This is a genomic window from Vibrio sp. CDRSL-10 TSBA, from assembly GCA_039696685.1.
Taxonomy (GTDB): Bacteria; Pseudomonadota; Gammaproteobacteria; order Enterobacterales; family Vibrionaceae; genus Vibrio.
This window is the reverse complement of sequence record CP155566.1, coordinates 956344-982463: the sequence shown is the minus strand read 5'-3', so window position 1 is coordinate 982463 and position 26120 is coordinate 956344. Positions and strand designations below refer to the sequence as shown.

Annotated in this window: 25 protein-coding genes, 1 tRNA gene, 4 pseudogenes and 1 riboswitch; of the genes and pseudogenes, 11 read left to right on the top strand and 19 right to left on the bottom strand. The window is 50.5% G+C overall.

The window, feature by feature from the left end:
• Positions 1-194 precede the first annotated feature (194 nt).
• The 5 genes and pseudogenes from moaE to moaA form a co-directional block, all read right to left on the bottom strand.
• Positions 195-650, bottom strand: coding sequence for a molybdopterin synthase catalytic subunit MoaE (moaE, locus tag ABDK09_12020; protein ID XAW90189.1), 456 nt, complete (start codon positions 648-650; stop codon positions 195-197).
• A gap of 1 nt (position 651) precedes the next feature.
• Positions 652-898 (bottom strand): annotated as a pseudogene (gene moaD / locus ABDK09_12015) (molybdopterin synthase sulfur carrier subunit).
• On the bottom strand, positions 895-1374 hold the full coding sequence (gene moaC / locus ABDK09_12010; protein ID XAW90188.1) for a cyclic pyranopterin monophosphate synthase MoaC: 480 nt from the start codon (positions 1372-1374) through the stop codon (positions 895-897). Before moaC ends, moaD begins: the two are co-directional and overlap by 4 nt.
• 10 nt (positions 1375-1384) lie before the next feature.
• Complete coding sequence (moaB, locus tag ABDK09_12005) at positions 1385-1897, bottom strand: molybdenum cofactor biosynthesis protein B (GenBank protein ID XAW90187.1); 513 nt, start codon at positions 1895-1897, stop codon at positions 1385-1387.
• 160 nt (positions 1898-2057) lie between these two features.
• The gene (moaA, locus tag ABDK09_12000; GenBank protein ID XAW90186.1) at positions 2058-3047 is read right to left on the bottom strand and encodes a GTP 3',8-cyclase MoaA; all 990 of its coding nucleotides are present in this window, start codon (positions 3045-3047) and stop codon (positions 2058-2060) included.
• A riboswitch (molybdenum cofactor riboswitch) is annotated at positions 3036-3189 on the bottom strand. It overlaps the preceding gene by 12 nt.
• Before the next feature lie 284 nt (positions 3190-3473).
• Here moaA and ABDK09_11995 point away from each other — a divergent pair.
• A pseudogene (locus ABDK09_11995) lies at positions 3474-4380 on the top strand (YvcK family protein).
• Between the two features lie 295 nt (positions 4381-4675).
• Here the strand turns inward: ABDK09_11995 and luxU are convergent.
• From luxU to uvrB, 3 genes are all read right to left on the bottom strand, one after another.
• Entirely contained in the window at positions 4676-5014 is a 339-nt protein-coding gene (luxU, locus tag ABDK09_11990) for a quorum-sensing phosphorelay protein LuxU (GenBank protein XAW90185.1), read from the bottom strand.
• Positions 5015-5020: 6 nt separating this feature from the next.
• Positions 5021-6385, bottom strand: a complete 1365-nt coding sequence (gene luxO / locus ABDK09_11985; GenBank protein XAW90184.1) for a quorum-sensing sigma-54 dependent transcriptional regulator LuxO — start codon at positions 6383-6385, stop codon at positions 5021-5023.
• 287 nt (positions 6386-6672) lie between these two features.
• Positions 6673-8703, bottom strand: coding sequence for an excinuclease ABC subunit UvrB (uvrB, locus tag ABDK09_11980; protein ID XAW90183.1), 2031 nt, complete (start codon positions 8701-8703; stop codon positions 6673-6675).
• Between the two features lie 577 nt (positions 8704-9280).
• On the opposite strand from uvrB, the gene ABDK09_11975 reads away from it, so the two are divergent.
• Positions 9281-9356 (top strand) — tRNA-Asn (locus tag ABDK09_11975).
• Positions 9357-9422: 66 nt separating this feature from the next.
• Here ABDK09_11975 and ABDK09_11970 read toward each other — a convergent pair.
• Genes ABDK09_11970 through ABDK09_11950 form a run of 5 tightly spaced genes read right to left on the bottom strand, consistent with a single transcriptional unit; the run spans position 9423 to position 11555 of the window.
• Positions 9423-9791, bottom strand: a complete 369-nt coding sequence (locus ABDK09_11970) for an AI-2E family transporter (protein XAW90182.1) — start codon at positions 9789-9791, stop codon at positions 9423-9425.
• Positions 9745-10518, bottom strand: coding sequence for an AI-2E family transporter (locus tag ABDK09_11965; protein XAW90181.1), 774 nt, complete (start codon positions 10516-10518; stop codon positions 9745-9747). The genes ABDK09_11970 and ABDK09_11965 overlap by 47 nt, the downstream gene beginning before the upstream one ends.
• Positions 10519-10552: 34 nt before the next feature.
• Positions 10553-10843, bottom strand: coding sequence for a hypothetical protein (locus tag ABDK09_11960; protein XAW90180.1), 291 nt, complete (start codon positions 10841-10843; stop codon positions 10553-10555).
• Positions 10809-11294, bottom strand: coding sequence for a hypothetical protein (locus tag ABDK09_11955; protein ID XAW90179.1), 486 nt, complete (start codon positions 11292-11294; stop codon positions 10809-10811). The genes ABDK09_11960 and ABDK09_11955 overlap by 35 nt, the downstream gene beginning before the upstream one ends.
• A 12-nt stretch (positions 11295-11306) precedes the next feature.
• On the bottom strand, positions 11307-11555 hold the full coding sequence (locus tag ABDK09_11950) for a hypothetical protein (GenBank protein XAW90178.1): 249 nt from the start codon (positions 11553-11555) through the stop codon (positions 11307-11309).
• 484 nt (positions 11556-12039) lie between these two features.
• Between ABDK09_11950 and ABDK09_11945 the strand changes: the two genes are divergently transcribed.
• The 3 genes from ABDK09_11945 (at position 12040) to ABDK09_11935 (ending at position 12920) form a co-directional block, all read left to right on the top strand.
• Positions 12040-12231 carry a hypothetical protein gene (locus ABDK09_11945; protein ID XAW90177.1) on the top strand — a complete coding sequence of 64 codons (192 nt, stop codon included), beginning with the start codon at positions 12040-12042 and terminating at the stop codon, positions 12229-12231.
• A gap of 76 nt (positions 12232-12307) precedes the next feature.
• A complete protein-coding gene (locus tag ABDK09_11940) occupies positions 12308-12472 on the top strand; it encodes a hypothetical protein (GenBank protein XAW90176.1) in 165 nt (54 codons plus the stop codon).
• A gap of 58 nt (positions 12473-12530) precedes the next feature.
• The gene (locus ABDK09_11935; protein ID XAW90175.1) at positions 12531-12920 is read left to right on the top strand and encodes a hypothetical protein; all 390 of its coding nucleotides are present in this window, start codon (positions 12531-12533) and stop codon (positions 12918-12920) included.
• 127 nt (positions 12921-13047) lie between these two features.
• Here ABDK09_11935 and ABDK09_11930 read toward each other — a convergent pair.
• From ABDK09_11930 to ABDK09_11920, 3 genes and pseudogenes are all read right to left on the bottom strand, one after another.
• A pseudogene (locus tag ABDK09_11930) lies at positions 13048-14662 on the bottom strand (diacylglycerol kinase family protein).
• A gap of 316 nt (positions 14663-14978) precedes the next feature.
• Positions 14979-15158, bottom strand: a complete 180-nt coding sequence (locus ABDK09_11925) for a hypothetical protein (GenBank protein XAW90174.1) — start codon at positions 15156-15158, stop codon at positions 14979-14981.
• Between the two features lie 104 nt (positions 15159-15262).
• Positions 15263-15814 (bottom strand): BON domain-containing protein, encoded by a 552-nt coding sequence (locus ABDK09_11920; GenBank protein ID XAW90173.1) that lies wholly within the window; start codon positions 15812-15814, stop codon positions 15263-15265.
• Positions 15815-16168: 354 nt separating this feature from the next.
• Here ABDK09_11920 and ABDK09_11915 point away from each other — a divergent pair, with 354 nt between their 5' ends.
• The gene (locus ABDK09_11915) at positions 16169-17518 is read left to right on the top strand and encodes a sigma-54 dependent transcriptional regulator (protein XAW90172.1); all 1350 of its coding nucleotides are present in this window, start codon (positions 16169-16171) and stop codon (positions 17516-17518) included.
• Between the two features lie 88 nt (positions 17519-17606).
• Here ABDK09_11915 and tnpA read toward each other — a convergent pair whose 3' ends face one another.
• From tnpA to ABDK09_11900, 3 genes are all read right to left on the bottom strand, one after another.
• Positions 17607-18044: an IS200/IS605 family transposase gene (tnpA, locus tag ABDK09_11910; GenBank protein XAW90171.1), complete on the bottom strand. Its 438-nt coding sequence runs from the start codon at positions 18042-18044 to the stop codon at positions 17607-17609.
• Positions 18045-18252: 208 nt separating this feature from the next.
• The gene (locus ABDK09_11905) at positions 18253-19581 is read right to left on the bottom strand and encodes a PepSY-associated TM helix domain-containing protein (GenBank protein XAW90170.1); all 1329 of its coding nucleotides are present in this window, start codon (positions 19579-19581) and stop codon (positions 18253-18255) included.
• Between the two features lie 20 nt (positions 19582-19601).
• Positions 19602-19988, bottom strand: coding sequence for a DUF2946 domain-containing protein (locus ABDK09_11900; GenBank protein ID XAW90169.1), 387 nt, complete (start codon positions 19986-19988; stop codon positions 19602-19604).
• Positions 19989-20367: 379 nt separating this feature from the next.
• Between ABDK09_11900 and rsxA the strand changes: the two genes are divergently transcribed.
• The 5 genes and pseudogenes from rsxA to rsxG all read left to right on the top strand — a co-directional run bounded on the left by rsxA (position 20368) and on the right by rsxG (position 26118).
• Complete coding sequence (gene rsxA / locus ABDK09_11895) at positions 20368-20949, top strand: electron transport complex subunit RsxA (GenBank protein ID XAW90730.1); 582 nt, start codon at positions 20368-20370, stop codon at positions 20947-20949.
• Entirely contained in the window at positions 20949-21557 is a 609-nt protein-coding gene (rsxB, locus tag ABDK09_11890) for an electron transport complex subunit RsxB (protein ID XAW90168.1), read from the top strand. The genes rsxA and rsxB overlap by 1 nt, the downstream gene beginning before the upstream one ends.
• 8 nt (positions 21558-21565) lie before the next feature.
• Complete coding sequence (gene rsxC / locus ABDK09_11885; GenBank protein XAW90167.1) at positions 21566-24433, top strand: electron transport complex subunit RsxC; 2868 nt, start codon at positions 21566-21568, stop codon at positions 24431-24433.
• Positions 24433-25479 (top strand): electron transport complex subunit RsxD, encoded by a 1047-nt coding sequence (gene rsxD, locus ABDK09_11880; protein ID XAW90166.1) that lies wholly within the window; start codon positions 24433-24435, stop codon positions 25477-25479. Before rsxC ends, rsxD begins: the two co-directional genes overlap by 1 nt.
• Before the next feature lie 11 nt (positions 25480-25490).
• Positions 25491-26118: pseudogene (gene rsxG, locus ABDK09_11875) on the top strand (electron transport complex subunit RsxG).
• The last annotated feature ends 2 nt before the right edge of the window (positions 26119-26120 follow it).

The window sequence follows — 26120 nt, the reverse complement described above, 5'->3', positions numbered from 1 at the left end:
TTTTGTTGATAGTTTTTCTCTATCAACTCAGAACACTGGCACAAAAGTCGTCATAAAGATGCATAAACCCAAATAATAACAACAGCTAAAGCGACCAGAGATAATCAGTCGGCAAAATAAAAGCGGCAGAGAGTTCTGCCTCTCTGCCGCTTTCCAAACCAAGATTACCGCCGTTTAACGGAAACAAACCGAACTTATTTTTCCCAGCGCTGTGCGGCTTTACTATCTGAATCTCGTGACTCAACCCAACGCGTGCTGTCGGTCGTGCGTTCTTTTTTCCAGAACGGTGCTTTTGTTTTGAGGTAGTCCATCACAAACTCACATGCCTCAAAAGCCGCACCGCGATGGGCACTACTCACACCAACAAAAACGATTTGATCGCCGATATCGAGATCGCCTACCCGGTGAATGACACGCAACTGAAGCAGGGGCCAGCGACTTTGCGCCTCGTCACAGATGTTCAGCAAGGCTTTTTCAGTCATCCCGGGGTAATGCTCCAGATGCAGACCGGTCACATTATCACCCAGATTCATATCACGCACTTTCCCGACGAAGGTCACCACCGCACCGGCTTGTGTACCCTCAGCCAACGCCGCATACTCCTGTGCCACGGAAAAATCATCGTTCTGTACCGAAACTCGGTTATCCATCTCAGCCACCTGTCACCGGCGGGAAGAAACGCCACTTCATCTCCGTCTTGGAGAGCAGAATCAAGCGCCACAATCGATTGATTGACCGCCGCCAAAAGCTTGCCTGGCTGTAACGCCAGCTCCCATTTACCTGGCTGGGCCGCAAGATGGGCACGTAACGCTTCAACAGTTTCGAATGACGCCTCAACAGTCAGACTGTCACACTCCACCAGCTCACGCGTCTGAGCAAAAAACAGAACTTTAATCATGCATCCACCTTAAAATGCCCGGATTTACCACCGGTTTTTTCCAGCAAACGGACCTGTTCAATCACAATATCTTTCTGTACCGCTTTGCACATATCGTAAATGGTCAGCGCAGCCACAGACGCGGCCGTCAGCGCTTCCATTTCGACACCGGTTTTACCCGCCAGTTTGCACACAGATTCAATCCGGACCAGGTTGTCCGCCTCTATCGCCTCCAGTTGCACTTCCACTTTCGACAGCAGCAGAGGGTGGCACAGCGGGATCAGATCCCAGGTTTTCTTCGCGGCCTGAATACCGGCAATACGCGCCGTGGCAAACACGTCACCTTTATGATGCTGGCCCGAAACAATCAGTTGCAGGGTTTTAGGTGCCATGCGTACAAAGGCTTCAGCACGAGCTTCGCGTACGGTGTCAGTTTTACCTGACACGTCGACCATGTTGGCCTCGCCGGAAGCATTGATATGAGTAAACTGGTTCATCCGCCTCCCCTTACACTGACAAGTGTGGCATGAAGTTGCACGGACGATGGCTGGCATCCATTTGCTGACGAATAATCTTAGTCCAGCCGGTACGGCAGGCACCGGTCGAACCAGGCATCGCAAAAATGACCGTGTGGTTAGCAAAGCCTGCCAGCGCGCGAGACTGAATCGTCGAGGTGCCGATTTCATCATAAGAAACCATACGGAACAGCTCACCAAAACCTTCCACTTCTTTATCAAACAGTGGCTTAAGCGCTTCCGGCGTGCTGTCGCGCGAGGTAAAGCCGGTACCGCCGGTAATCATTACCGCCTGCACATTTTCATCCGCAATCCACTGCGAAACCACCGCGCGGATTTTGTACATATCATCAATCACGATCTGCTTATCGACCAGTTTGTGTCCGGCTTCCTGCAGTTGTTCCGCCAGATAACGGCCTGAAGTATCTGTTTCTTCAGTACGGGTATCTGACACAGTCAGGACGGCAATGTTGGCAGGTTGAAATTTGTTTTCTGCGTGACCCATTTGTTCACCTTTCAGTTCTTTGTAATGACATTAAGCTTTGGATGATATTAAGCTTTGTAATGGCATTAAGCGTTAATCACAATAAAGCTTTGGATGAAAATTAGCCTTGTCTGCAAGGCCATCATAAATTTTTGGTTTTGAACCGTTCACTGTCGGCCGTTTAGCCGCCGATAGAGGCGAGATGAGGCGTCATACCCGGATTTCCGTCATGCAGGAAATGGCTGACCGATTTGGTTTGCAACTGGGACTGAATACGTTCAATCAGCTCATTCTTCTGCTCGTCCTGTTGTAAAAGATCACGCAGCTCAACGCCGTGTTCACCAAACAGACATAGGTGCAGTTTGCCCAGCGCTGAAATGCGCAGACGGTTACAACTGGTACAGAAGTTCTTCTCATAAGGCATGATTAAACCAATCTCGCCCTGATAATCCGCATGCACAAACACCTGAGCCGGGCCATCATTGTTGGCGCGCGCCTTCAGGATCCAGCCATCAGCAATCAACTGATTACGAATTGCCGTACCGGATACATGATGTTTGTTAAACAAATCATCCATCTCACCGGTCTGCATCAATTCAATAAAACGCAGTTGGATCGGACGATGACGAATCCACTCCAGAAACTTAGGCATGTCCTGGGTGTTAAGATCTTTCATCAGCACCACATTGACTTTGACCTGCTCATACCCCACTTCAAACGCGCGGTCGATCCCTTGCATCACCTGATGAAAGCGGTTTTCGCCGGTGATCTGGTGAAACATACGCGGATCCAGGCTATCAACACTGACATTAATATGGGTCAGCCCGGCTTCTTTCCATTGCGCCACATTTTTGGCCATACGATAGCCGTTGGTTGTGGTCGCGACTTTCTCGATACCGGACGTCGATGCGACAGTATGAATAATGTCGGTAAAATCTTTACGCAGACTGGGCTCTCCGCCGGTAATACGGACTTTGGAAGTACCGCATTCAGCAAACGCGTTCACCACGCGTTCGATCTCAGGCAGAGTCAAAAAAGAGGAGTTTTTATTGCCCGACGGATGATAGCCGTCAGGTAAACAGTACGTACATTTAAAGTTACAGACATCTGTAACGGACAAGCGCAAGTAATAGAACTTGCGTTGAAATCTATCTTCGAATTGTTGCGCCACGATACACCTTTCCAAACACGGGAGGCAACGTCATTTCCAACTATGCCCTTGTGACACAAAGTCACTGGCTTAGGCAGCGTATCTGACATATTTTTGATATACAGCAGACTTAGCTGAACTAAGCTCGGAGTTATGGCAACTAAAGAGAAACAACTAAAAAGCGCTCAATAGCAGCATATTGGTAAAATACTTAAAAAGTATAATTGATGCCACCCTCGGTGGGAAAAAAACTTACCAGCGGCACAATTTACCTCGAAATAAGTACCTGTAACGCGGAATAAGTAACTGTGCCTTGAGATATGTACCTATACCACCCCGAAATATGTACCTGTACCTCGAAATGAGTACCTGTCGCTCGAAATTAGTATCCGTATGCCGGGCTTTGCTCTACATTGAAGCGGGTTGTAAAAATAACAGCAGAATACAATGACTCTTTACAAAAATAAAAAAGTGGTCGCTATCGGTGGCGGGCACGGCTTAGGGCGCATGTTGGCTGCGTTGAAAATATTTGGCTCAAACGCAACCGGTATTGTGACTACAACCGACAACGGCGGCTCGACCGGACGAATCCGGGATTGCCAGGGCGGTATTGCCTGGGGCGACACCCGCAACTGCATCAATCAGTTGATTACCGAGCCTTCTATCAGCTCAATGATGTTCGAATATCGCTTTAAAGGCTCAGGGGAACTCGACGGCCACAATCTGGGCAACCTGATGCTGACCGCACTTGATAACCTCTCGGTCAGACCCTTGGATGCGATCAACCTGATTCGGACCATGTTGAAGGTTGATGTCAATATCGTCCCCATGTCAGAGCACCCCTCTGATCTCAAAGCGCTGTCCGTTGATGGCCTGTGGGTTACCGGTGAGACCAGCGTTGATGAGATGGAGCAGGATCTGAAGCGCCTCGATCTGACGCCAGCAGTACCTGCAACCCGGGAAGGGGTCAGCGCGATAGAACAAGCTGATGCCATTATCCTCGGTCCGGGCAGCTTCCTGACCAGTATCATGCCGCCATTGCTGCTGCCGGAAATCGGTCAGGCCATTGAAAGCAACACGTCGGCCAAACTGATTTTTGTCGAGAAACCTGTCGCCGGAATATGGCCCGGCGGGACGCATGTCACTGGAGCAAAAACTGAACTGGTGTGAACGAGCCTGCCAGGGGCGGCGTATTGATGTTGTTTTAGGTGGTAAACCGCACCAGACACCTTTGACCGATGCCTGGAACTGCGTGACCCGAGATCTGGCCTCACCCAACCGTGACTGGCGCCATGACCGTCTCAAATTGCGCCAGGCCATCGAAGAACAACTGGCACTAATGCCGCTGAGTTAATCGGCACAAAGCGGAGTTGGTTACAGAGACTACTTAGGTTGGTAGAAACTGATTGGGTTGGCAGAAACTGATTAGAGTTCACCGAAACTTCATGGGGTGGAAACATGCAGAACTGCATTCACTCGTTGATACCACGCCGCATTGATTCCATAGTCACTGCATCAGAATTGCAGTAATGGCATAACCACATAAACAACAAGAGCCGCAGATTTGCGGCTCTTGTTGTTTATGCGTGAGTATCTTGTTTATGCGTGAGTATCATCCTGAGATGGCTACCGGTAGCACAGCACTGAATTCAGCAGGCAAGCTGTGAGTAACGCTGATGGGTACGCTCCAGCAGCTCAATCATGCTGGCGGTATCATGCGCTTCATCAATGCCCTCACCGGACTTGGCTCGACTGTCGATCTCGACAGCTTTAGCGCACAGCAGCTCAGCACCAAAACTCGCCGCACTGCTTTTCAGAGCATGGCTGATCTCTTTCAGGTACTGCACTTTATCGTCCAGCTGATCACTGCTGAGATTCTGCTGATACATATCAAGTTCACCAAGAAAAATTTCGACTAAAACCGGCACATTCTCTTCACCGATTTCCCGGGCCAGACTGTCTACCTTAGTTTGATTCAACACTTCCATATAGACCTACTTTTCATTTTCCTTTTCTTGTTCTTTTTCGTTCCAGGTCTGCAGCTTACGATAAATGGTCGATGGACTGACATCCAAATAACCCGCCGCACGCGGAATATTACCATCACACGCTTCGATGGCGTTTTCAATCGCCTGTTTCTCTGTCATCCATAATGGGAAAATTTCATGCACAGAAATGCGACCCTGACCAACATTTGGCAAACTATTTTCCGATTCAATCGGCTGACTCAGCGGCGGTGGCAGCATTTCAAGTGCGATCTCACAGCCTTCATTCAATACCACCACGTTACGCAGCACGTTCTGCAGCTGGCGCACATTGCCCGGCCACTCATACTTTCTGAACCGTTCGACCACTCCCGGAGCCAGACGGACAAATCCCTTCCCTTCTTCTTTAGACATGTAGCCCAACAGGGAATAGGCAATTTCAATCACATCGTCACCACGCTCACGCAGTGGCGGCAAATGAAGCGGAATCACGTACAAGCGGTAGTATAAGTCTTCACGAAAGCGTCCTTCCTGCACCTCTTTCCAGGGGTCACGGTTGGTTGCGCAGACAAAACGGACATCCACGCTCTTCATTTTCGATGAACCAACTTTCTGAAAAGTACCGGTCTGAATAAAGCGCAGCAGCTTAGTCTGCAAGTCCAGATCCATTTCACACAATTCATCCAGAAACAGAGTACCGCCATCTGCCAGTTCAGCCGCACCCTGACGATCGGTGGCGGCACCGGTAAAGGCACCTTTGACGTGACCGAACAACTCACTTTCGATCAGGTCTTTCGGAATGGCAGCACAGTTAATGGCGATAAACGGCTTGTCGCCGCGCTTACTGGCGGCATGGATGGCTTCGGCACACACTTCTTTACCTGTACCGCTTTCACCGGTGATGAAGATACTGGCTTTACTGCTCGCAGCTGAGTCAATGGTGCGATAGACCGCTTGCATATTGTGGCTGCTGCCGATAAAGCCTTGGTAATTCTGGTTGGTGCTGTCGGTGTCATTTTTAAGCTTGCTGGCCTTACGGATCGCATTATTCACCGTGACACGCAAACGGTCCGCTTCACACGGTTTGATAAGGAAATCCTGAGCACCGTGCCGCATTGCTTCTACTGCTGTATCGATAGAGCCGTGCGCGGTCATGAAAATCACCGGAACATCCGGCGATTGCTTCTTCACTTCGTGCAGTACATCCATCCCCGTCATATCCGGCAGACGTAAATCGAGCAGGATCAGATCCGGAGTCCGTTTCGCGATACTTTCGATCGCGTCACGCCCGGTACCAACAATATTGATATCGATCTCCAGAGGAGTCAGATAAGAACGATACAGAGCCGCGACCGAAGCTGTGTCTTCGACCATCAGCAAATACTTCAACTTTTGATGTATATCGTTAAGTTGCATAACCTAGCCATTTATTTTTTTGCATTTTGCTTAATAATCGCATTTGGAATTGCATTTTGCAAACGAAAGACAGGTAAACAGCTAAAACAAGGTCAGTATTCCGTCACTTAAGCGCTTTTGTAACGCTGGCATACAAAATGCTTAAGTCTGTATGACCCGCAAGGGTCACCTAGCCAACTGACGTTGTTAGTGAATACGATATTCACGATATAACAGCCAATAGACGATTACTATTGGCTTTTTTTTTAGCTGTTGACGATAAACTGCTGACGCAGCTGCTCAATCTGATCCCGCTTCTCTGCGGCCAGTTCAAACTCCAGATCCTGAGCGTGCTTGTACATCTGCCCTTCCAGCCTGCTGATCTCTTTTTCCAACTGCTGTGGTGACATAGTATCGTAGCTGGCTGACGTTTCTGCAACCTTGCCCAGAGGCACCACTTTACTGGTTTTCTGCTTACGCGACTTGGTGATATCACCTAACTCCATAATGTCTTTAACATTACGCTTGAGCGCCTGGGGCTTGATGCCCATTTTCTCATTGTGCGCCTGCTGTTTCTCGCGTCGGCGATTGGTTTCATCCATCGCCTTTTTCATCGAGTTGGTAATGCTGTCAGCGTAGAGAATCGCTTTGCCTTTCAGGTTACGTGCGGCGCGACCGATCGTCTGGATCAAGGAACGCTCGGAGCGCAGGAAGCCTTCTTTATCTGCATCCAGAATCGCCACCAGCGAAACTTCCGGCATATCCAGTCCCTCGCGCAGCAGGTTGATACCGACCAGCACGTCAAACTCACCCAGGCGCAAATCACGAATAATTTCCACCCGCTCTACCGTATCAATATCTGAGTGCAGATAACGCACTTTGACCTCATGCTCGTGCAGATATTCGGTCAAATCCTCGGCCATACGCTTAGTCAGTGTGGTGACAAGCACCCGCTCATCCTGGGCGGCACGAATACGAATCTCGGATAACAGGTCATCGACCTGAGTTGCAACCGGACGGACTTCCAGCTGAGGATCAAGCAGCCCGGTCGGGCGCACAACCTGATCGACCACTTCACCGTCTGATTTTTCCATCTCATATTTGCCGGGCGTCGCGGACACAAAAATCGTCTGCGGCGCGATCGATTCAAACTCTTCAAATTTGAGCGGACGGTTATCCAATGCCGAAGGCAACCGAAAACCGTATTCCACCAGGGTTTCCTTACGCGAACGGTCACCTTTATACATCGCGCCGATCTGCGGCACGGTAACGTGACTTTCATCAATGACCAGTAAACCGTCATGCGGCAGATAGTCAAACAGGGTCGGAGGCGGCTCGCCTTCCGAACGGCCGCTCAGATAGCGTGAATAGTTTTCAATCCCGGAACAGAAGCCGAGTTCATTCATCATTTCGATGTCAAACTGGGTACGCTGCGAAATACGTTGTTCTTCAAGCAGCTTATTGTTATCAAGCAGATACTGACGGCGCACCACCAGCTCTTGCTTGATCTGCTCAATGGCTTCAAGAATCCGCTCGCGCGGCGTGACGTAGTGAGTTTTCGGGTAAACAGTAAATCTTGGCAAATCCCGCTGTTTGATAACCCCGGTCAAAGGGTCAAACAGACTAATGCATTCGACTTCGTCATCAAACATCTCGACCCGCACCGCTTCCTGCTCGGATTCAGCCGGGAAAATATCAATGACTTCGCCTCGCACCCGAAACTGGCCGCGTTCAAATGCCACATCATTACGTGAGTATTGCAGCTCCGCCAGGCGGCGCAGCATATCGCGCTGGTTAATCACATCACCACGGCGCAAATGCAGCATCATTTTCAGGTAGGAATCGGGATCGCCCAGACCATAAATCGCAGACACAGAAGCAACGATAATCGCGTCTTTACGCTCGAGCAGAGCCTTGGTCGCAGAGAGACGCATCTGCTCAATGTGCGCGTTGACTGCCGCATCTTTTTCAATAAAAGTATCGGTGGTCGGGACATAAGCTTCTGGCTGATAGTAATCGTAGTAAGAAACAAAATACTCGACCGCATTGTTGGGAAAGAAACTCTTCATTTCGCCATACAGTTGAGCTGCCAGGGTTTTATTGGGCGCCAACAGGATGGCCGGACGCTGAGCCTGAGCAATCACATTAGCCAGGGTAAAAGTTTTCCCCGAACCGGTTACACCAAGCAGGGTCTGGTGTGCCAATCCGGCATCGATCCCCTCTAATAACTGTCGAATCGCTTCTGGCTGATCACCGGAAGGTTGATATTCAGACACCAATTCAAATGCTTTGCTCATGTCGTCCTCATCAGGCCTGTTTTTCTGTACAGGTTATTGTCGCCGTTCGCGCCGGGCAATGGCAAGCGAATATTGGCCGCAACGGCTGTTAAGATTAGATACGCAATTGTTGTGCTGCCGATCGACGAAATAACACAAATACTGTTGGCATATGCTGACGGGGTTTGTTATTATCCTTCACCCCATCAGCCGTTCGGCACATAATTTCCCTAAAAATAATCCACTGGTTTTCCCCAGATTGCCCTATTTTGGCTTTTTTCAGCCCTGACATATCCCGTCACCGAGCAAAGATAAAAACAGTGCATAACCCAGGTAAATCAAGTTAAAACAACAAGTTAAAACCAAAAAGCAAACGATTACATTTAGAGTATTCACTTAAGCTTTACCGACAAATATAATTACTAAGAATCCATCAACATACTTATCCACAAAATTAGTGGATAACTAAATCCAGCGTAAGCCCGGTAAGGGATACAGAAAAGTAAAGCCTTTCTCGCAAAAAAAATCTTATATTTTTCACAGGGAAAGGTTGACACATTCCGGTCAGCTGGATACCATCCTCCCCGCATTAAGCAATTCCCCCTTAGTTCAGTCGGTAGAACGGCGGACTGTTAATCCGTATGTCGCAAGTTCAAGTCTTGCAGGGGGAGCCAAATTCAAAAGCCCAGCTAATTTAGCTGGGCTTTTCTCGTTTCTGGCCCTGATAAAATCACATCCTCTCAGGGCACTAGTGCTTTATTACTTAATCTTTTTGATGCGCCCTTCACACCAGTTGTCTCCGACGACTCATTGTGCAGCACCTGATACCAGGTGCCGAACAACCGGGTTCTGGCCAGAAAAATATCAACGCAGACCAGCAGGGGGACGGCAATCAACACACCCATTGCGCCCCACATCCAGCCCCATAACACCAGCCAGACAAAAATTACCAAAGGATTTAGATTAAATTTATCGCCGAGCAGTGTCGGGGTCACAAACTGGCTTTCAATGATGTTGAGAGCCAGGTACGCGGCGATGATGATCAATGCGTATTGCAACGAATCAAACTGCAGAAAACCGACCAAACCAAAACAGGCGACTGAAATCATTGGCCCGAGATACGGTGCAAAGTTCATCAGCGCGGCGAAACGCGCCCCACAAAAACGCATCTTCCATCCCCAGCATCGCCAGTACAGTACCGACCGCGACGCCGAGGCCAATATTAACGGCAGTGATCGTACTCAGATAGCGGAATAAGCTGGCCTGGATCTCGCGTACTACTTCTATCGCAACCCTTTTGTCTGCAAAACTGGGGAGCTGACGTAAAAACTGACGCAATAAAGTGCGTCCATAGCTGAGCATAAAGAACGCCATGAACAGCGCGATAAACAGCTGGGTCACTATGGTCGGGGTCGCCTTGACCACCTCTTTAGCCACCGACAAGGCTGTATTGGCTTTGATTTCTCCCACATTGGCATTTTCAATCACTTCCATAAAAGAGTCATCGCCACCGGCCTTGGCAGATGAAGAGTGATTGAACTGCTGGGACATCTCTTTCATCACCGATGGCAGTTTGGACCACCACTGCTGGGCGGGTTCAGCCAGAAAGCCTGCACTAAGAGACAGTGCCGCCAACAGGGTCATCAGCAGCACCACCACATTAATAAGGCGCGGGATCCCCATTCGGCTTAACTTTGTGACTATCGGAGCACAGAGCAGTGACACGAACCCGGCGATAAAAATTGGTAGCATCAGAGATTGAGTAAAATAGAGGCCGATCAACAGGCTAAGCGCCACCATGCTTCGGATCAGCGCAGCATAATAATTATGGTTCATCGTCGACTCCCTGTTATTTTTCAGCGGTCTGGCGTTAGCGGGGGGCAGACTGACGCGCCTGGTAAGCGACTATCTTTTGGCGTATCTGCGGTGCCAGCATACGGGCTATCTGTGAACCCAGGGCCATCAGGGGCCGGGAGCGGCTGCGGGTCAGACACACTGCAGCCAGGCACAAAATACCGCCGCTTTGCAGCGGATAGGCGGTGGCGTAATTCAACAGTGAGCGGGTGAACAAGTTCCATGATAGCCGACATTGACGGCTCAGCATTTGTCCCTCACTACGCTTTAACTTAATCGCCGCTTTGCGTTTGCTTACTGACCACATCCCAACCTTCCTTAACCTGTGCAACGGTATTACCAAATCCAACCAAACTGGCCAGTCGGGCCTGCTGCCAGATGAGTCCGGCCAGTACAGAGCCCAGCGCCACCACAAATCCTGCGTACCCGGCGAGCAGGCTGAGAGTAAAGTGGTACACCACCAGGCCGACCCCTCCGCACAAACTCAGTACAAAAAACACTGCCAGACAAATCAACAGCAGTTGCAGCACTATCATCTGCCGAATCGCCGCCAGGCTGGTCTTCAGTTCAAGCGAAAACAGCTCAGTGGTGGAATCAGCCCATGCCAGGAAGCGTTGCTGGCACAGGTTTAACTGCTGCCATAAGCTGTGCAGATCATTGACCGGATCGGCTCCGCTTTGCGCACGGCCTTCAGACTCAGGGGAAGAGGATTGGCCACCGTCATCGGTGGCCATGGTCGGTTGCTGTTCAGGCTTCATATCAATAGGGTATTACTTGATGAGCTTAGAGATCGCCCAGCCTGCAAGGAATGCACAGCCCACACTGAGCAGAGGACGTTCTTTGACAAAATTACCCGCCTGATCGGTTGCTGATTTCAGGCTCTCTTGTCCAGCTTCGATCTCCTCCATCACTTTCTCTTTGATCTGACCGACCGCCTCCAGAGTGGCCTCTTCAGTCTTGTGATAAGCGTCTTCGATTTTTTCCTGGGGTTCATCTTGCTGTTTTCTTGCTGTTGCCATGAGTTCCTCCACTTAATCCAAAATCTTACTGTTTTATCGACATTTACTGTTTGATCGATATTTAATGAGTGCACCGATACTGACCGTCGTCATCAATAGTGAATATTGTTAAACACTCAAAGTATCTTTCTGTAATCAATATCTCCGTAGTAAGTATCTGTGCCAGCCTATCTGTTATGAATAAGCCTTAATATTAATAAAGCCAATTTCATGCCAGGTTTTAAAAAGCGCTCAAGCCGCTATTTTTGGTCAATACCCTGCACGAAGATTGTAATATTTTCAGTTCAGGCCGGAAAAAGTTGTAAAAAATTCCGGCCCACTGTAGTGACTGATAATAAATGAGTCTGCTAAGCCTGCTTTCAGGCAGCATCGGCTGATTTAGACAGACTGGCACAATACATGCCTTATATTAATAGTAAGCAGACAATATTGAGCAGAAAATGTCACTGCGAGCAGAAAGCCATCAGAGTTCATTGGAGGCGTTATGAAGAATCAAGATCTTGATTTTATTATAAACCTGATTGAAAGCGGCAATAATATTTACGCAAAAGCGATCGACAATATCGATAACCATGGATTGGTGAGAGAGCTGGATGAGATCATCCGCATCAAGGAATACGCGGCGTTGCAACTGAGAGCGCACCGGGAAACCCGAATCGGATGTAGAGGAGGATGACATCCCCTCCTATGCGATCAAGGCGCGTGAACTGTACACAGATACGGTAAAAGATGTCAGCTTTGACAAAGAAAAGATGTATTTAAAACAGCTGCAGATGATTGAAGAGAAAACATTGAATGAGGTTAGCGACGTATTACGCCATGCTCAACCCGGAGATCGACAAGAAGTGTTATTCACCGTTCAGGAAGAACTCATTTCCTGTCAGAAGAAAATAGCCAATATAGCGATTATTGATTAATTCATGGTTTGAATTGGTAATAAACAATCGTTAATAGTGACTAGTTATGATTATTTTAATGAACAATCATCAAGAGATAACCGATATCATTGAAAAATTAAACCACCATTACTTGGCGAGTATTAATCTCGCCAATAATAACTTGCACTCCAGCCTGGACCGCAGCGTGAACCGCTTCCGTCAGGTCGAAAAATCGATGCTGGATAAACTGGCACCATTTGATTCATACCGGCGGGAAACAGATGCCGGACAGTCCGGCAACAGAGTGACGCCATTCGCCAGTCACGAGGTGATGTACCAGGCTAATCTCAGCCTGGTCACCTTTCTCAAACACAAACTGGCCGCGATCGAAAACGATGATATTCGGAGTTTTCTTTCTTATTGGGTCGCTGCGTTACAGATGGAGAATGACGAAATGGCCAAATACTTACCGGTCTCGTCACTCTGACCACAAGTCGCGGTAACAACCAGCCAAATACTGACAAAAAATCTCGCCAGCGTAGCCCTCTACCCTGACGAGATTTTTCACGTTTCCGCTCCATCAATAGCAACAGCAATATCGATATCAACAGCTGTTATGGCACACATACCTGTAACGACTGGTGCTTGATCTCGATCGTCAATTTATCTGCACTATACAGCTCACCATCCACGACATAATCTATCGTTTTATCGGCGCTGATTTCTACCCGCTGCGCACTGGCGTAACTGAACAGTTCGCTTTTATCCTGAATACCGACCGAAGCGAGAGTGATATCCGATAGTGCCAGCAAACGCTCCGCCACCGAATCAGCCTGATCAAGATAAGTAATATGCAACAGACCATCCCCCGGTTCAGGTTTCTCCGTGCCCTTGCGCCAGCAAAGTGGTAAACGGTGCGGTATTGGCGACCACAAAGCTGCGCACCAGCAATGACTGAGGCTCTTCATCATCGAGGCGGCAAGTCAGCTGAATCGGGTTATCCGCCATCACAGCATTAAAGAAACCGGTCAGATACGCCAGTTGGCCCAGCTGGTTTTTCTCCTCACGCTGAGCGTATTCGATCATCTGCTGCTCAAAGCCGATTCCCATCACCAACAGCATCAGTTGCTGATTACAGTAAGCGGTGTCTATCTGACGGGTATTGCCGGACAAAATCGCCTCACAGGTTTTGTCGATGGGCGCGGTTTTACTGCCGATACCATACAGCACATGACACAAAGCGTTGGCGGTTCCGAACGGCACTATCCCCAAGCGGGTATCAGAATGATCAACCTCACCGGCGACCTCACCGACTGTGCCATCCCCACCAGCGGCGATGATAAGATCGGGATTATGCTGCAAAGCCTGCCGGGCCAGCGCAGTCGCACTGACATCCGGCTCGGTAAACAGAAGCTGTAAACGATAACTGCGGGTTAATTCGCGGATCAAACGCTGGCCGAATGTCTGCCATTTTCCGCCGCCGGAAACCGGATTGGCGATCAGCCATGCAGGTTCATCAAGCTGCAACAGCCCTTTGCGATGCATAGATTGCAGCGCTCTGACCTGACGCCGGTTAAGGCATGCGCTACTACGCACCGAGTTGATCTGTTGCAAAACCTGCTCGACACTCATATCGGGATTCTGACTGAGCAGATAAGCTGCCACCACAAAGACAGATCGCCCGCGCCCTAGGGCACAATGAACCACCACAGAACGCGACTGGCTGATTTGCGTATCGATCCAGTTAAGCGCGTGGCGTAGCTTGCGATACTTTGGCACCTTGTGATCAAGCACCGGAATACTGAGATATTCAAACTGCTTATCTGTCATCGCGCTTTCCAGACCGGCAAATTCTGCCGTGACATCGACAATACAGTTGATCCCATTGGCATGCAGAACGTCGAGATCAGAACGCAGCAGGCGGCGTGACACATACAGGTGGGGGGCAATCTGATGGATTGCAGCGACCTTGTCATTGCGGCGCGACCAGTAATTATACAGCCTGACTGCCGCCAGAAACGGAATAAACGCCCAACGGATCCACCAGGCAATTTTCCCGTCACCGGATTTCATAAAAATCGAGGGTAAGTCAAAAAGATAAGCCAGAACGACCAGAAAAACGGAAAGGCCCGTCCAGCCCATAACAAGACTAACGACAAGGTTAGGGATCAGGAATGCAGCGGAGAAGCAGGCCAGCACAATCAGGAAATAGTATTTAACGACGAACATTGTAAGCCTCTGATTAACTTAAGGGGTCAGAAGCCTGCTGCGGGCTGCGCATTATCGCAAGCAGACCGGATAAACCGGTCACGACCTCTTCTCGGGAACGAGTCAGAGGCCCAATATCAACACAGCGGATTCATTACAGACTTCAGGTCGGCATTTCACAATTCAGGTCAATATTTAATAGTTCAGGTTAACGTTTAATGCTTCAGGTCAGCAATGAAAACGTAAGGCCACCAATGAATACTTTAAGGTTAACAACTTATATTGCGGTAAAGCACAGAACAGGACGGGCACTGCCCGCCCTGTCGCTGCTGACAGGTTAGCAATCAGTATCTTCAGCTTTCAGCTCACCCTTAATTGCTTCACATTTATCTTCTATCGCGTTTTGGGTATCGGTTGCCGCTTCATCAAGCTGTTCGCCCGCTTGTTCCATCGGACCTTCATCACCACAGGCTGCCAGCAGACATACCAGACCAAAGGTTGCGAATCCTTTATACATAACAGAAACGTGTAATCATGATAACTCCTAGTACTGAGTTGTAAGGTTTATTAAGTAACGTTATTCGTTGAGGTAACGCTACCCGTATCGGGTAACGTCAGCGGTTATTGAGTCACTTCCAGGTTATCGACCACATCGTTGACCTGGTCGGTATTGCGGGCGATATTGATGGCCAAATCATGTTCAGCGTCTGAATCGACACTACCGTTGAGAACCACAGTACCGTCATTGGTTTCCACTTCAATGTCGGTGCCGCTGACATCACGGTTCATCAGTAACTTGGTTTTCACCAGTGTGGTGATTTTCGTGTCCTGCAGTGCCCCCAGCGCCTGGTTCTCACCACTCTGTTCACCGCCTTGTACTGTCAGCTCGTTATTAACCGATTCGACCCCTTCCAGGCCGGCGACCAACTCACCGGCCAGATCTTTCTCGGTGCTGTTACTGACCTGACCGGTTAAGGTCACGACTTTGTTGTCGACATCGGTATTAATATCAAACGAATTCAGATTAGTATTTAGCAGTAATGCCGTTTCAGCTTTGCCATCAAGCCAAGCATCATAAGACTTATCTTTCCATTGATTGTCTGCTGCCATAACAGCCGAAGAAGAAGACACGAGTACTGATGCTAATATCAATTTAGGTGCGATGTTTTTCATTATTCGTTTCCTCTGGTCAGTGAAATTTATTAACTTCACTTCCACTAAGGCAACTGGCATGCCAAAAATGCAAGTTACTAATTTAATTGATTATTTATAAAAACCATTAAAACCACCACGAGCTTTAACGGTTAAAACCTGAATTATTTACACGCAAGATTTGAAAAAATTATCTGCCACTTAAACTCTTAAATCATGTAATTAAGCCAAAGCTAAATAAGCGCAGGTTAAATATTAATAATAACTTCACCTAACTCTGACTTTATTTTTAACTTGTGCTGAAATATAAGCCAATAACTCTCCGTCGTTCGTGTTATGCTGAAAACTGTTGCTGTGAATTGCAGAGGCGGACACATGCCATTACCTAAGCTATTTGTTCATATTGAAGACAAAAGATTAAAAGAAAATATTTCTGGTTTGGCAGTATTGGACAGCTTTTCGCTGCAATCCAAGCCAGCCGGGCAGGACTGGATCGAGCAATTACAGCAGATCCGCCCGGATGTGGCGCTGGTCGAAATGACTCACTTTGACCAGGATGATTTACAGCGTTTATCCGAATCGCAGGTTATTCAAACCACCGAGCTCGTAATCATTAGTTCCGGGATCCCTAACCCGAGCATAGACAACCTGATGAAGCTGGGCGCGATTTCTCACTACCGCCTGCCGGTCGACATTAACGTCGTAGCCGATACTCTGCTCGATTTCAGCCAGGACTATCAGCAGAAACTGGCCAAAGGCAGCACAATTTCCGCCAGTAGTCTCGACCAGTTTGGTATGTTGGTTGGCTCTTCAGCACCAATGCATAAGCTGTATCGAACACTGAGACGGGTAGCAAAAACTGATGCCAACGTGCTGATTGTCGGCGAAAGTGGTTCAGGTAAAGAGTTAGTGGCGCAGACCATTCATCTGGCCAGCGAACGTAATCAACAGCCTTTTATCGCGATTAACTGCGGCGCAATCGCGACTGAACTGGTCGACAGCGAATTATTCGGTCATGAGAAAGGCGCATTCACTGGGGCGAATAAATCTCACCAAGGGGTATTTGAACAGGCACAGGGCGGTACACTCTTTCTGGATGAAATCACAGAGATGCCGCTCAGTCACCAGGTAAAATTACTGCGGGTGTTAGAAACCGGTGAGTACCGCCCGGTGGGAAGCCAGCAGGTTAAGATTGCCAATGTGCGGGTGATTGCCGCCACCAACCGCGATCCGCAAGTGGCGATTGAACAGCAGTATCTGCGCGAGGATCTCTATTTCCGCCTGGCGCACTTCCCGATTCATATACCGCCGCTGCGCGAGCGCGGTCACGATGTTGTCGGGCTGGGCAAACATTTTATCGCCCATCGCAATGCCAGTGAAACCGTCACCAAAAGCATCCTTGATTCCGCACTGGATAAGATTGCCCAACACAACTGGCCGGGCAACGTACGTGAGCTCAAACATACCATCGAGCGGGCCTTTATTCTCGCCGATGACGTCATCAAAGATGAACACCTGATCTTTGATACCCCGCCGCTGGAAAGCGGAACCACGGTGGAAGAGATGGTGCCTTCCGGCGTCTCGCTGGAAGAGATAGAGAAAGCTGCGATTATTAACACGCTGGAAGAAAACGGCGGTAACAAAACCGAGACTGCGCAAGAGTTGGGCATCAGTCTCAAAACGCTGTACAACAAGCTCGATAAGTACAAAGTCAATCAAGGCTGATGCTGATGCCAACGCAACAAGTAAAAATCAGCCTTCTTAGAAGGCGGCTTTGGTTTACAGCCCCCTGAAAGGGGGCATTTCCGCGCTGTTAGTTCATCTTCAACTCTAACTGCGCCTCATGTTCTTGATCTTGCTTGTCTTGGTGCCTGACGTAACGTCTAATGATTTCTTCATTTACACCAACCGTATCGACAAAGTACCCTCGTGCCCAAAAATGATTTCCCCAAAGTTTCTTTCTTATATGCGGAAATTTGTAAAACAACCGGATTGCCGAGCGTCCCTTCAACACACCCATCAATGTGGAGATAGACACTTTGGGTGGAACTATCACAACTAGATGAACATGATCTGGCTGAACATTTAACTCCAAGACCTCACAATCTTTCATATTGCACAAAATGTAGATTGAGCGATAAAGCTCCTTACCTACATTACCTTTCAGGATCTTGAATCTATATTTTGGCGTCCAAACTATGTGATATTTACAACGCCAATGGACATGTGATGAACTTCTGTAATCGCCCATGTTTTTTGTTTCCTCTTACTTGTGGTGAATAAGAGATTTACTTCTAACATGGGCACTTATTCGGGCAATAGCCCCAAGGTACAATCACCACCGCCCAAGGCGGTGGTTTAGGGATGACAATAAAAAAAGAGGAAGGCTTATGCCTTCCTCTTTACTGTCAGCCTGGGAGCAAGCCATGCGCTGGCATCACTCGCTATGCTTTGCCGGGCTATTCGGTCACCAAACTGCGTTGCGCCATCATTTTCCAGCGCAATACATCGACGAGCATAAACAGCAGCAGACTGCAGCCAAGCACCGGCAGCGCCAGACCTAAGCCAATCGCCACCAGCACGGTCAGCAACTTGCTGATCGGAGCCAGATGAGACCAGATATAACTGATGGTTTCTTTCTCTGAGCTTGCTGCCGGGCGGCGCTTCCACCACATGATGTACCCCATCACAATCATAAAGCACAGGGTCAGACCGAAAGCGGCCAGCACGATTTGGTTCGGTACACCAAACAGCACGCCCATGTGCGCATCTACGCCCCAGCGAATCAATTTCGCAATCAAAGGATAATCACTAAAATTAGCGCGGCTGGTGACCGTCATCGACTGAGGATCAATCGAAACGCTGTCGACCTGGGTCGGCCACGAACGGTCAATTTCACTCACCACCCAGGCGCGAGAAGCGTCATAGGAAGGCGTCAGCTCGATTTTTTTCGCTTCGATGCCCGCACTTCTTGCCAGCGCAAGTACAGGATCAAACAGTTGATCGACCTGCTGCGGCTCTGCGTTCTGAACTGAACCGGCCAGTACAGGCAGCGCACGGTTCACAGACGGCGTTACCCAGCCAATGCTCTTTCGCCATTCGGCAATATTACCACCGGCCCATTTTGACCAGGTTAAACCGGTCGCAGAGAAAAACACCAATCCGACCAGAATGATCAAACCGGCTTTTTGATGGCGCTGCTTGGCTTTCAGGTACGCGTTTCTGCTGTTGCTCTTAGCCGGGCGTTTTGAACGATACCACAGCAGTAAGCCCCCCAATGCCGCTAACCACATCCAGGATGCCGCCAGCTCACTGTAAATCCGGCCAGTTTCGCCGAGCAGCAAACCGCGATGAAGAAAATCAAGTGTGGTCATAAACGGCAGGATGCCGCTGGTGCCGTAGGTCGGCAACGTATCCTGCACTGCGAGCGTGACCGGATCGACAAATACAGTCAGGCGCTGCAGGCTGTAATCCGGGTCGGCAAACATCACCCGGGTAGTAAACCCTTCACCGGTCGCCGGCCGCACAGCGGTCAGTTTGAGCGGACGCTGCAGTGACTGGCGCGCAACCTCGATTTGTTGCTGTAACGAATGTGCCTCACCGTGCGATGTGGTAGTCAGAGCATGCTGATAGAGCTGCTGTTCAATCTGCGGCGACACCACGTACAGTGTTCCGGTCAGTGCCGCGACGAAAATAAACGGGCCAACGAACAACCCGATGTAAAAATGGAGCCTTTTAATGAGCGCGATGATTCCCAGGCGAGAATCTTGCGATTGATTACCTTTCATAGTGACTTTCTCTTTCTGATTTAATGATAGTTATGCTTCAGGCAGAGAAAAAAGGCGGTGCGCGCGGTTGGAGATGCTCCAGAAACCCAGCGGTTAACATTAACTGCATAGGGGAAGACGATATGAATAGTATTGACTGCATTTACCACACTCAGAGAAGCAGCGCTCAGCCCATACCAGCTCAGATGGGACAATAACTTACAGTAACCACACCAATGATGCAGCAACGAGTTATCATCGCGGACGGACTGCATTCCGCTCTGCTCAGCCGATGCGTGCATATGACTGTGCTGCGCCGGGGTCTGACTGTGCAAACCGGCGTCATGCGTCATCACCCATTGCGATACAATAGGTGCGGTATAAAGCAGGGCGACTGACAACAGGGCAGAAAAAACAAACAGCTTCACTGTCCACCCGGGTTGCCGGCGAGTATTTCTCACAAAATGCAGACTCTGAGCGTAAAGGAGCGCGTAATGTAACAAAAACCAGCCCGAACTTACATCCCGGATGGCGGCACAAACCAGCTTGCCAGGCCGCGATTTTGTTAGCGAATGTTGACACAAAGACGTCGCGCTCCTCGGTTGACATCTTATCTCACCCACACCATCACCTTAACTTATCAGGCCTTGCCAACTCCCCGCCCTTAGCTATGCATCTGGGTTGAGCCAACCCTGCCTGATTGCGTATAATTTTTGTTCAGCAATCTAAAACCTTAACTTTCCTTGGTTGTTATTAGCGAAACAAAGCTGGATAATATCGGGATCGGAGTTGCAAACTTATAATATTATGACCGAATATCTTTTGTTGTTAGTCGGCACTGTGCTGGTAAACAACTTTGTACTGGTAAAATTTCTGGGCTTGTGTCCTTTCATGGGCGTGTCGAAGAAACTGGAAACCGCAATTGGCATGGGGTTGGCGACCACGTTCGTCCTGACTCTGGCCTCAGTGTGCTCATACCTGGTGGAAAGCTATATCCTGCGTCCGCTCGGCATTGAGTACCTGCGCACCATGAGTTTTATTCTGGTGATCGCGGTAGTGGTGCAGTTCACTGAAATGGTGGTGCACAAAACCAGCCCGACCCTGTATCGCTTACTGGGTATCTTCCTGCCGCTGATTACCACCAACTGTGCCGTGCTTGGCGTAGCGCTGCTCAACATCAATGAAAACCATAATTTCATCCAGTCGATCATTTACGGCTTTGGTGCCGCGGTTGGCTTCTCACTGGTTCTGATCCTGTTTGCCTCGATGCGTGAACGCATCCATGTCGCCGATGTCCCTGCGCCATTTAAAGGCGCTTCAATTGCCATGATCACGGCCGGACTAATGTCACTGGCCTTTATGGGCTTTACCGGTCTGGTGAAATTGTAATGACGACCATTTTAATCGCTGTATTAGCGCTTGCTGCTCTGGCTGCGCTGTTCGGAGCTATTCTCGGTTTTGCCTCAATCCGCTTTAAGGTCGAGGCGGATCCGATTGTCGATCAGATAGACTCCATTCTGCCGCAAACTCAGTGTGGCCAGTGTGGCTACCCGGGTTGCCGTCCGTATGCCGAAGCGATCGCCAATGGCGACGCTGTCAATAAATGCCCTCCCGGCGGCCAGGCCACGATAGAAAAACTGGCTGATTTGATGGGGGTCGATGTCCCTGAGTCGGCACACGATCTGAGCGAAAACGTCAAAACCGTTGCCTTTATTCATGAAGACATGTGCATCGGCTGTACCAAATGCATTCAGGCCTGTCCGGTCGATGCGATCGTTGGCGGCAACAAAGCATTGCATACCGTGATCGAAAGTGAATGTACCGGCTGCGATCTGTGTGTCGCGCCCTGCCCGACCGATTGTATTGAAATGATTCCCGTAGCCACCACTACGGAAACCTGGAAGTGGCAAATGAACGCCATTCCTGTTGTTAATGTGACTGACTCTGCTCCGGATGAAAACAATGTGTCAGGCAATTCGCACAATAAGGTGAGTTAAGGACGGGTATGTTGTCATTAATCGAACAAATTCGCAGCGGTTACCTGTGGGATTTTCCTGGTGGCATTCATCCGCCGGAAAACAAACACCAATCAACCAAAACGCCGCTGGTTGAAGCCAGCCTGAGCAAGGAACTGGTGTTGCCGGTCAAACAGCACATCGGTAAACCGGGTGATCTGCAGGTCAAAGTCGGCGATAAAGTGCTTAAAGGCCAGCCGCTCACCACATTTTCTACCACCTTTATGTTGCCGGTCCATGCACCGACATCCGGCGTGGTCAGTGCCATTGAACCACGCACCGTTGCCCATCCGTCCGGTCTGAGCGAGTTATGCGTGGTGATTGAGCCGGATGGTGAAGACACCTGGTGTGAACGCCACCCTGTGGCTGACTACACTCAGTCCAGCCCGGAAGCGCTGATCGAAATCATCCGTAACTCTGGTATTGCCGGTCTCGGCGGTGCGGGTTTCCCGACCGCGAAAAAAATCCACTCCGGCCTGTCACGGGTCGAGATGCTGGTAGTCAACGCCGCCGAATGTGAACCTTACATTACCGCCGATGATGCCCTGATGCGTGAACATGCCGAGGAAATCATTGCCGGTATTGGTGTGGTCGAACACATTCTGCAACCTAAGCTGACCATTATCGGCGTAGAAGACAATAAGCCGGAAGCGATTCGTGCTCTGGAGCAAGCGGCACAAGGCAAAGATATTGTGATTCGCGCCATCCCGACCAAATACCCTTCCGGTGGCGCCAAACAGCTGATTAAGCTGCTGACCAACCTGGAAGTCCCGGCCGGAAAGCACTCCGCTGATATCGGCGTTATCGTGCAGAACGTCGGTTCTATTCATGCCATTAAACGCGCGGTGATTGACGGCGAGCCGCTGATAAGCCGGGTCGTCACCTTAACCGGTAATTCATTTAAGCAACCACGTAATGTGTGGGTACGTCTTGGTACGCCGATTCGTGCGCTATTGGACGAGTTTGGTTATCAGCCGGATAAAAAGCTGCCGCGCCTGATCCTGGGTGGCTCGATGATGGGCTTCACCCTGCCGCATGCCGATGTGCCGATCGTCAAGATCGCCAACTGTATTCTGGCACCGACCCGGAGAGAAATCCCCGAGCAGTCCTATGAAATGGCCTGTATCCGTTGTGGTCAGTGTGCTGATGCTTGTCCGGCGTCCCTGTTGCCGCAGCAGCTGTACTGGCATTCAAAAGCGGAAGAGTACGAAAAGTGCGAAGAGCTCAACATTAAGGACTGTATTGAGTGTGGCGCCTGTGCTTACGTCTGCCCGAGCGAAATTCCGCTGGTGCAGTACTATCGTCAGTCGAAAGCGGAAATCAAAACTCGTCAGCGCGAAGCCGAAGCAGCAGAGCGCGCCAAACAGCGTTTTGAAGAGAAAAACGCGCGTATGGAACGCGAAAAAGCTGAACGGGAAAACCGCTTCAAGAAAGCAGCAGATGACCGCCGTAAAGAGATGAAAACCAGTGGCGGCGACGACGCTATCGCCGCTGCTATCGCCCGGGTTCAGGCACAGAAAGCCCAGGCAAGCAGCAGTGAAGATGCGCCGGTCAAACCTGCGGTCGCCGCTGCGATTGCCAAAGCGAAAGCCAAACAGGCTGAAGCTGCCAAAGCAGGCGCTGCGGAACCAGACAACTCTGAAATGGCAAAACTGCGTGAAGAGCGCAAACGCCAGGCCAGAGAGCGTAAAGCTGAAAAAGCTTCCGATACAGACAGCAGTGCTGAGCGCAGCGATAAGCAAGATGCAGTTGCTGCCGCGATCGCCCGTGCCAAAGCGCGTAAGGCCGGGCAGCAAACCACTGCCGAACCGGTCACAGATGACGCACCATCCGCTGCAGATGAGAAAAAAGCCGCTGTTGCCGCGGCGATTGCCCGCGCTAAAGCGCGTAAAACGCAGCCTGCCGACGAAGTCAGCGAAGCGCAACCTGAAGCAGACAGCGCCGAGCAGGATCCGAAAAAAGCCGCCGTCGCTGCAGCCATTGCCCGCGCCAAAGCGCGTAAAGCACAGCCAGCCGACGAAGTCAGCCAAGCGCAGCCTGAAGCAGACAGCGCAGAACAGGATCCGAAGAAAGCCGCCGTTGCCGCGGCGATTGCTCGAGCCAAAGCGCGTAAAGCGCAAGCTGCCGACGAAGTAACCGAAGCGCAGCCTGAAGCAGACAGCGCCGAGCAGGATCCGAAAAAAGCCGCCGTCGCCGCAGCCATTGCGCGCGCTAAAGCGCGTAAAGCGCAAGCTGCCGACGAAATCAACGAAGCGCAGCCTGAAGCAGACAGCGCCGAGCAGGATCCGAAGAAAGCCGCGGTTGCTGCAGCCATTGCCCGCGCCAAAGCGCGTAAAGCCGCTCAGCAGGCGGACGAAGTCAGCGAAGCGCAACCTGAAGCAGACAGCGCTGAGCAGGATCCGAAGAAAGCCGCCGTCGCTGCAGCCATCGCCTGCGCCAAAGCACGTAAAGCCGCTCAGCAGGCGGACAAAGTAACCGAAGCGCAACCTGAAGCGGACAGCGCCGAGCAGGATCCGAAGAAAGCCGCGGTTGCTGCAGCCATTGCCCGTGCCAAAGCGCGTAAAGCCGCTCAGCAGGCGGACGAAGTAACCGAAGCGCAACCTGAAGCGGACAGCGCCGAGCAGGATCCAAAGAAAGCCGCCGTCGCTGCAGCCATTGCTCGTGCCAAAGCGCGTAAAGCCGCTCAGCAAGCCGACGAAGCCTTGGAAGCGGTGAGCACTGACGCCGAGCCTGAAGCGGACAACGCAGAGCAGGATCCGAAAAAAGCCGCCGTCGCTGCGGCCATTGCCCGCGCCAAAGCGCGTAAAGCGGCGCAACAGGCACAAAATACTGAACAGAATTCTGAGGAGAATGACTAGTGGGCTTTTTTATTGCCAGCTCCCCACATGCGCGGGTGAAACGCAGCACCGCCGATATGATGAAATGGGTCGCCTTGTGCGCTCTGCCTGGACTGTTGGCGCAAAGTTATTTCTTTGGTTTCGGCACCGTGATTCAGCTGATTTTTGCCATCGCTGTTGCCCTGCTGCTTGAAGCCGGTGTGATGCTGCTGCGCAAGCGTCCGGTCTCTTTTGCACTGCGTGACTACAGCGCGGTTGTGACGGCCTGGCTTTTGGCCGTTGCCATTCCGCCATTGTCACCCTGGTGGATTGTGGTTATTGGCCTGATCTTCGCGATTCTGATCGGCAAACACCTGTATGGTGGTCTGGGGCAGAACCCGTTTAACCCGGCGATGGTCGCTTACGTCGTACTGCTGATTTCGTTTCCGGTTCAGATGACCAGCTGGCTGGCTCCGGGAGAGCTGACGGCAGAACCAGTATCATTGGTTAACTCGGTCTCTCTGATCTTCACCGGCTTCAATATAGACGGCCTGTCACTGCAACAAATCCGTACCGGCATTGACGGAATCACTATGGCAACGCCGCTTGACTCGTTGAAAACCTCACTGCGTGCAGGCCACACAATGGCAGAAGCCATGGGAAAACCTCAGTTCAGCGGCCTGGCCGGGATCGGCTGGGAATGGGTTAACCTGGCTTATCTGGCCGGCGGCCTGGTTCTGCTTAAGCTCAGAGTCATCAACTGGCATATTCCTTTTTCTTACCTTGGTGGCCTGCTGGTTGCCAGCGTATTGATGATGTTGCTGGCACCCGGCACAACGGCATCACCTATGATGCATATGTTATCCGGTGCTACCATGCTCGGTGCGTTTTTCATCGCCACCGACCCGGTGACGGCGTCAACCACCACCAAGGGACGCCTGATTTACGGTGCCTTTATCGGCGTGATGGTATTTATTATCCGCAGTTGGGGCGGTTTCCCTGACGGTGTCGCATTCGCAGTATTACTGGCCAACATGTGCGTGCCGCTGATCGACTACTACAGCAAACCACGTACCTACGGACATTAAGGAAGCGCACTATGTTATCTGCTATTCGTAAAAATGGCCTGATTCTGGCAGCCTTTGCCTGTGCCTCGACCGGCGTGGTGGCATTAACCAGCTATCTGACCCAGGATCAGATTAAAGCGCAGGAAAATGCGCAGCTGCTGTCGGTACTTAATCAGGTGGTGCCAAAACGCCTGCATGACAATGAACTGTCTCAGGCCTGTACTCTGGTCAGCGATCCTCTGCTCGGTACCGATCAGGCGATGCCGGTGTACCTGGCCAGCCTTAACGGTCAGCCAACCGCCATGGCAATTGAGTCCATCGCACCGGACGGCTACAACGGTGCGATTAAAATTATCGTCGGCATCCAGAAACGACGGCACCATTACCGGTACCCGCGTGCTGGCGCATCAGGAAACGCCTGGGCTGGGTGACAAAATTGATCTGCGCATCACCGACTGGATTCTCAACTTCAGCGGTAAAAGCGTCACGCCCGATAATGAAGCTGACTGGCATGTGCGTAAAGATGGCGGCCAGTTTGACCAGTTCACCGGCGCGACCATTACCCCACGTGCGGTCGTCAAAGCGGTGAAACAGACCGTGCAGTTCGTCAATCAGAATCGTAACCAGATTCAGTCGCAACCTTTAAACTGCGGAGAGTAAGA